General features: G+C 36.0%; 5 protein-coding genes. 1 reads left to right on the top strand and 4 read right to left on the bottom strand.

The genetic code is table 11. The annotated features are described in order from the left end of the window. Window positions 1-173: 173 nt before the first annotated feature. The 3 genes from D1B33_RS18125 to D1B33_RS18110 all read right to left on the bottom strand — a co-directional run bounded on the left by D1B33_RS18125 (window position 174) and on the right by D1B33_RS18110 (window position 3,083). The gene (locus D1B33_RS18125) at window positions 174-1,277 is read right to left on the bottom strand and encodes a LysM peptidoglycan-binding domain-containing protein (protein ID WP_118877818.1); all 1,104 of its coding nucleotides are present in this window, start codon (window positions 1,275-1,277) and stop codon (window positions 174-176) included. A gap of 333 nt (window positions 1,278-1,610) precedes the next feature. After that, window positions 1,611-2,090, bottom strand: coding sequence for a hypothetical protein (locus D1B33_RS18120; protein WP_118877817.1), 480 nt, complete (start codon window positions 2,088-2,090; stop codon window positions 1,611-1,613). 765 nt (window positions 2,091-2,855) lie between these two features. Beyond that, window positions 2,856-3,083, bottom strand: coding sequence for a hypothetical protein (locus D1B33_RS18110; protein WP_118877815.1), 228 nt, complete (start codon window positions 3,081-3,083; stop codon window positions 2,856-2,858). A 692-nt stretch (window positions 3,084-3,775) separates the two neighbouring features. Between D1B33_RS18110 and D1B33_RS18105 the strand changes: the two genes are divergently transcribed. Then, window positions 3,776-4,351, top strand: coding sequence for a copper resistance CopC family protein (locus tag D1B33_RS18105; protein WP_158583020.1), 576 nt, complete (start codon window positions 3,776-3,778; stop codon window positions 4,349-4,351). Between the two features lie 179 nt (window positions 4,352-4,530). Here the strand turns inward: D1B33_RS18105 and D1B33_RS18100 are convergent, their stop codons facing one another. Further along, on the bottom strand, window positions 4,531-5,151 hold the full coding sequence (locus tag D1B33_RS18100) for a YcnI family copper-binding membrane protein (protein WP_118877813.1): 621 nt from the start codon (window positions 5,149-5,151) through the stop codon (window positions 4,531-4,533). Window positions 5,152-5,850 lie beyond the last annotated feature (699 nt).

The following is a 5,850-nucleotide window of genomic DNA, read 5'->3' as shown; positions in this document are numbered from 1 at the left end:
TGGCCCTTTTCATGAAGATAAGTGAGTTGGGCCGATTTCATCGTGACGGAAGTAGTTGATCAGAAGGATATCCTGGACTTTTTCCTGAATCGCTCCAAAGAACGGCTGAAACTACTTTTTAAGTAAAAAGACTTCAAAATAATTTTGAAGTCTTTTTTTATTCTATGTAATTATTAATTTGATTCCCAGAAACGTAGATTGGAATAAGGATTGACCGCCGCCCAATTGCTGTTGTAGATGGCAAAGTGGAGATGCGGGGAGAACTTGCCCGATGTCCCCTCGGTTCCGTATCCTGTATCCCCGACATAGCCAATCAGTTGACCTTCTTGGACGATTGAACCCTTTTTGATGCCAGAAGCATACTTGCTCAGATGGGCATAATACAGGTTGTAGCCATCTGCCGTTTTAATCGTGATTTGATAGCCGCCAAATTCATTCCATCCATAGTTGGCAACTTGACCGCTTGTAGCCGAGTAGACGGGCGTTCCTTTTGGAGCCATAATGTCTGTTCCTTCGTGTGTGCGAGTTCCGCCGTATGTACGGGAATTCCCCCAACTATCCCCATAAGGAGAATAGGTTCCTTTTTTTAATGGGAACGTTCCGTTTGGCAAGAACGAAGGAGCTTGCGGTCTTGGCATCTCGCCTGCTGTTACTTTCAGTTCTTGTCCAATAGACAGCCTGTCACTTCCCAGGGCGTTTAAGCTGTTAATTGTATTGATGGTAGTCCCATATTTTTTAGCAATCACGCTTAACGTTTCGCCTGCTTTCACCACATGAACTTTCGCGGTTTGTGTTGCAGTCTGAACTTTTGGTTGTGCGATAGAAGCAGCTGTAGTGTTTCCTGATAGTTTCAGCACTTGACCGACTTTGATGTTTTCGGAAGATAAGCCATTTAAACTCTTAAGAGCTTGTGGCGTTGTCCGGTTGGCTGTTGCAACCTTCCACAACGTATCGCCTGGTTTTACTGTATATGTCACGCTGTTCACAGCGGATGATGTTGTCGTCTTTTTTATGGATGATGACAAGGCTTTTGTGACAGGTTTCATACTAGTCGATTGAGAAACCGTCAACTTTTGTCCTTTATGTACCACGTCCGATTTAAGATGGTTCCATTTTCTTAATTGATCCAATGAAACGCTGTGGATTAGTGACACCTTCCATAAGGTATCCCCTGATTGTACGGTATATGTTGAGCTCTTCGCTTGTGCGAATGGAGCGAATGTCGATGTTGCAATGATCACTGATAAAGCCAACGCAGCAATCTGTTTTCTTTTCACTAATTGAATCCCTCCTAATTCATCTAAAAAAGCCTTTTATTACCGTCAAGTAGCATACAATGTTTTTGGTTTTTTGGCAATTAATTAATTTATATATTAAGTGCCATTCTATCCAAAACATGTAATTTTTCATTGAGCTTTATTCAAGATAATGGCCCTTTAGTTGAAGAAGGCATCATTCCTTTTCAAGAATTGCGTCCGATTGTTGAAGATTGTTATTCAGCCCGTATTCTTAGGATCAAATAATGTCTATACTTATTAGAGCAAATAAAAAAGACCATCAAAAATGGTCCTTCTTCCACAATAGCGCTCTTTGAATTGAATGAATATCTACTAAAAAACCTGAATGAAACGCTTTTTTATGTGAAATTCAAGTTCTCGAATGTTTATATTTGTTTCTGCATCGAGGATATTCACTTCAATTGCAACATCATCCCAACTTTCTAAATAAGTACGCTTCACATACCTTTGAAAACCTCTCAATTCAGAATGTTTCTCCATATAGTGAGGCTTCACATGGGATAAATTATAAACAGTATCCTCTATAATCCAACTACCAAACTGAATATTTATGTTTCGATCAAGTTTATTTTGTGTATTAAATTCAAAAAACATATCTTCTGATGCTTCGTTGTAATAAATCCCCATTATTTTCAAATAAAACTCATCATCATTCATCAGCAATATTTGAATTCCGATATCATCCTCTGATTCTCCGCGCCATTCCCGCCACTGTTCTTCCGTCCAGGAGTCCATTTTACTTGTATCATATGTTTTCGTAGGATATTCAATATTTATAATTTCCTTTGCCATTCGCTACCTCTTTTTCTCTTAGTATGGTTGCTACCTTATTTTTGTTACACTAGCTATAAAAGGTTATTCCCATTGTTCTATTGATCCGCAGCAATTAATTCTATGAAATCATTAACCTCTTTGCTCATTTCCTCGATAAATAAACGCACCGTATTGTTATTTATCTGAAGACTCCTGTTTTTATTATGTACCTATTGTTTTTTAAATCTTTTGGACAAAAACACTACTATTACCATAATGTATGTAATAATTATTGAGTATCTCAATATCATAAAGAAAAAATCAGGGTAAGATGTCTCTTCAAATGAACCCATTCCCTCTAGATCAGTTGTATATTTAACCCTTTGTATTAAGACTAACAACAATGAAAAAGAAGTAACAAATGAATATATAGCAGTCTTTACTAAAGTTCTTTCCACGTTAATTCTCCCTATCTTTTTATTCTATATTTTACCATAAGAAACCAACCAATTATTGTCATAATCTTAACCTTGTGAACTCATATCGTTCCTCCACAATTTGGCCCTATTCATGAAGAAAGACGCTTTCCTTATTTCAGAAAAGCGCCAGATTGTTGAAGATCGTTAAATAAAATTTTGTTCCCGAAAGAATGCACTTTCTTTAAAAAAGCTACCCGTTTATCGAAAAAAGTCTATCCAATTTCCTATATGTTTCAACATTGATCACCAATTTTAGTTGAAACTCTATATTATTAATCAAAACTTTTCTTAGCTAACCATAATAAATTTGAACTAGTACATGTGACTAGATTCTCTTTTTAACATCTTCTCTTATTAATTCAATAATATTATCAGATAAATTTGCTGGAAGAGACGTACCATCTTTAAAAACCCATGTATTAATTATTTCAAGGTCTGCTTTTTTAAAAGTAATGCTATAATCTTTATTTTGGTAAGTAAAATCAGTAGTCACGAATTCTTCACCATCAAATTCATCATCAATAATCATGTTATTTATTTCATAAGGTTTCATGAATAATCTCCTCGTTTATCATTCTTTTGTATAGAGTTAACCTTTTATTTATCTTTATTCACTATTTCCAACAATCTACACAGATTATTTCAAAAAGAAAAGGCAGCCTCATTATTTAAGTAACGCACCCTTTTCATGAAGAAAGACGCTTTCCTTATTTCAGAAAAGCGCCCGATTGCTGAAGAGTGTTATTCAATTAAAACCCCTAGTTAGCTTAACAAGATATTAATGAACCAATAATTAAAAGAGACAGGTAATTGGGTTATATACCTGATTTAGTCATTTGTTTTATTGTTTATAAACCGTTCCCTTGTGGCGTGAAAGAACATATAAATTGCAAAAACCCCAACTATAAAGCTGAAAATGCCTGCATAAAAGTCTTTTCTATATGCCTCTGTAAACCAACAAAATTAACCAGTAGATAAAGGAAACTATTTTTAAATTAACTAACCGAAATTTATGTAATTTCGGTTTTTACAGCATTCCCCATCCCTTTATATCTCTATTTGTGTTACTTTTCTAAAACCGGGAAAAGAAGAAGTTCATTGTGTCATTCCATTCATATTTAAGCATTTTTAATTATGACAAATTGGTGATATTCCTTGATTGACTATTACCATTCCTTTATCTTAGGAGGGGATTGCAACAATCTATTTAAACAGTAGATTATTAAAGGGTTAGGAGGAATTATTTTGAAACGATTTATCACAACTGCAGCAGCAGTCTTACTATCAACAACTATTTCGTATAACGTGTTTGCCCATTCAAATTTGAGTGGATCAAACCCAGCAGATGGCGAGGTAGTAACGGAGCCATTAAATGAAATCACACTTGAATTTGAAGGACAAATTGAACAAGGTAGCTTCATCGATGTTACCAGTTCTTCGGGACAAGCTGTTGAGATTAAAGATATTATTATTGGTGACGGTACATTGACAGGTACGGTTGCTGAGCCACTTCCAAATGACGATTACCAAGTAAACTGGAGTATCATTAGTGAAGACGGTCACCCATTAGAAGGTGAATTCACATTTACAGTGAATGCCCCAGAAACTGAAACTGAAGAAGCCGTTTCAGCGGAAGCATCAGAAACACCAAAAGCAGTGGAAGAAACAACCGAAGCAGACAACCAATCAACTGAAGCTCAAGAAGGAGCTGTAGCTGAGGAAGCAGAAGCAGAATCCTCTTCTACTACGACAATCCTGATCGTCGTTCTTTTAATTGTTGCTATAGTAAGCGGGTTGTTCTTCTTTAGGAAAAGAAAGTAATCAATGGATATCTGTTCCATATTAATCCCACTTATTGGGAAGGTGATGAATTCACTACTTTCTAATTAAAGCCCTCTACAAATCAATCCATCCACATTCAAGCAAATGAAAAAAGCACCCTGGAATGCTTAGAATCGACATGAATAAATCTTCTTCTTCGTCTAGGCTAAAATTAAGCATCATGACCGTTTAGTTATAGAAATTCCAATTGCTAGCAATGCTAAAATTAAAGCAGGTATTGAGAAATAGAGCGGGTTATTAGTTGTTTCTCTTGCTTCTTCTTTCACTTCACTAGTCTTTTCCGCACTATTGTGATGGTTTCCGGAAGATTCAGTTGCAGGTAATATTGTAGTTACTGAAGCAGGCTTTTGCGAATCTCCAGCACCAATCCACTCAACTATAGTTCCATCTTGATAAGTTTGATACGCTTTCCAAACAATTTCAGTTGCATCATCGGCAACTCTACCTTGCATATGAAATAGTCCAAACTCCATTGGTAACAAACCTTCATTTTCTGCAATCCATGTAACACTTGTTATCTTATCAGAATTATCTCTTTTAATTTCATATTTCCATCCTGGTTTCGGTTCAAAACCACTAATAATAACGCTCGATGGAAATAAAACTTCAACCTTTGTAGTTGGTATCTCATCAGACTCAGTTGGTACTTTGACAGTGAACGTCTCATAACTACCTTGCGTTGTTTCCTCTGGTTGTACTGTTACATGAGCACTTGCAATTCCCACAACCAAATTCAACGCTAATAACATCACCACAAATGAGATAATTAATTTGTTCATGCATCTTCCTCCAATATACATTTGTAATGCAAAAGCCGTTGCTTCTCATCCTTTCCAGTATATTCATCAAGGCTTTTTCAGTGAATTTGCTTTGACAACGTTGCGACCGTTTTCCCAAATAAAAAACCACCATAAATGATGGTCAATGATCTTATATCAGATGGCATTATTCATAATCAGAATTTACCTATTTTTTGGTTTTCCCTTATAGACACCCTTCCAAATCTAAAAGATTTAAAATTAGTTTTTTCATTAGAAATTTTCTTTCATTAATTTCCGCATTCCACCAGGTTGGTTAGAGGAAAACTCATATTCTATATGCAAGGGAGGTAGGAATAATTCTATAAATCCCCCTCACCATAGGATTTCCCCTCCCTTCCCATATCCCACCTTTTGTTTCCTCCGAAACGGAAAAAAGCACTTCGCTCGGAGTGCTTTTTCTTTAGTTTTGACCATTGCTGAATAATAAAAGACCACCTCGTATAAGATGGATGTTCTTCCACAATCGCGCCCGATTGTGGAAGAAGCTACTGCATAATGTCTTCGTAATGTTCACTAATATCCTTTTATCAATAAACACTAGCACTAGCACAATCACTTCCTTTGATAGTTTATATACTATCTTAAAGGAGGTGATAACATGTGCAATCAGTGTAATACATGTAGATGTAATAGATGCGATAGATTCGATAGATTCGA

The sequence above is a fragment of the Ureibacillus yapensis genome (assembly GCF_003515775.1).
GTDB lineage: Bacteria > Bacillota > Bacilli > Bacillales_A > Planococcaceae > Ureibacillus > Ureibacillus yapensis.
Note: the sequence above shows the minus strand (reverse complement) of the source record. Positions and strands in the feature narration are given on the sequence as shown.

What these genes read in the sequence shown, in the direction of transcription:
- D1B33_RS18120 (WP_118877817.1), bottom strand. Translation starts at nt 2,090, where the DNA reads ATGGCAAAGGAAATTATAAATATTGAATATCCTACGAAAACATATGAT.
- D1B33_RS18100 (WP_118877813.1), bottom strand. Translation starts at nt 5,151, where the DNA reads ATGAACAAATTAATTATCTCATTTGTGGTGATGTTATTAGCGTTGAAT.
- D1B33_RS18110 (WP_118877815.1), bottom strand. Translation starts at nt 3,083, where the DNA reads ATGAAACCTTATGAAATAAATAACATGATTATTGATGATGAATTTGAT.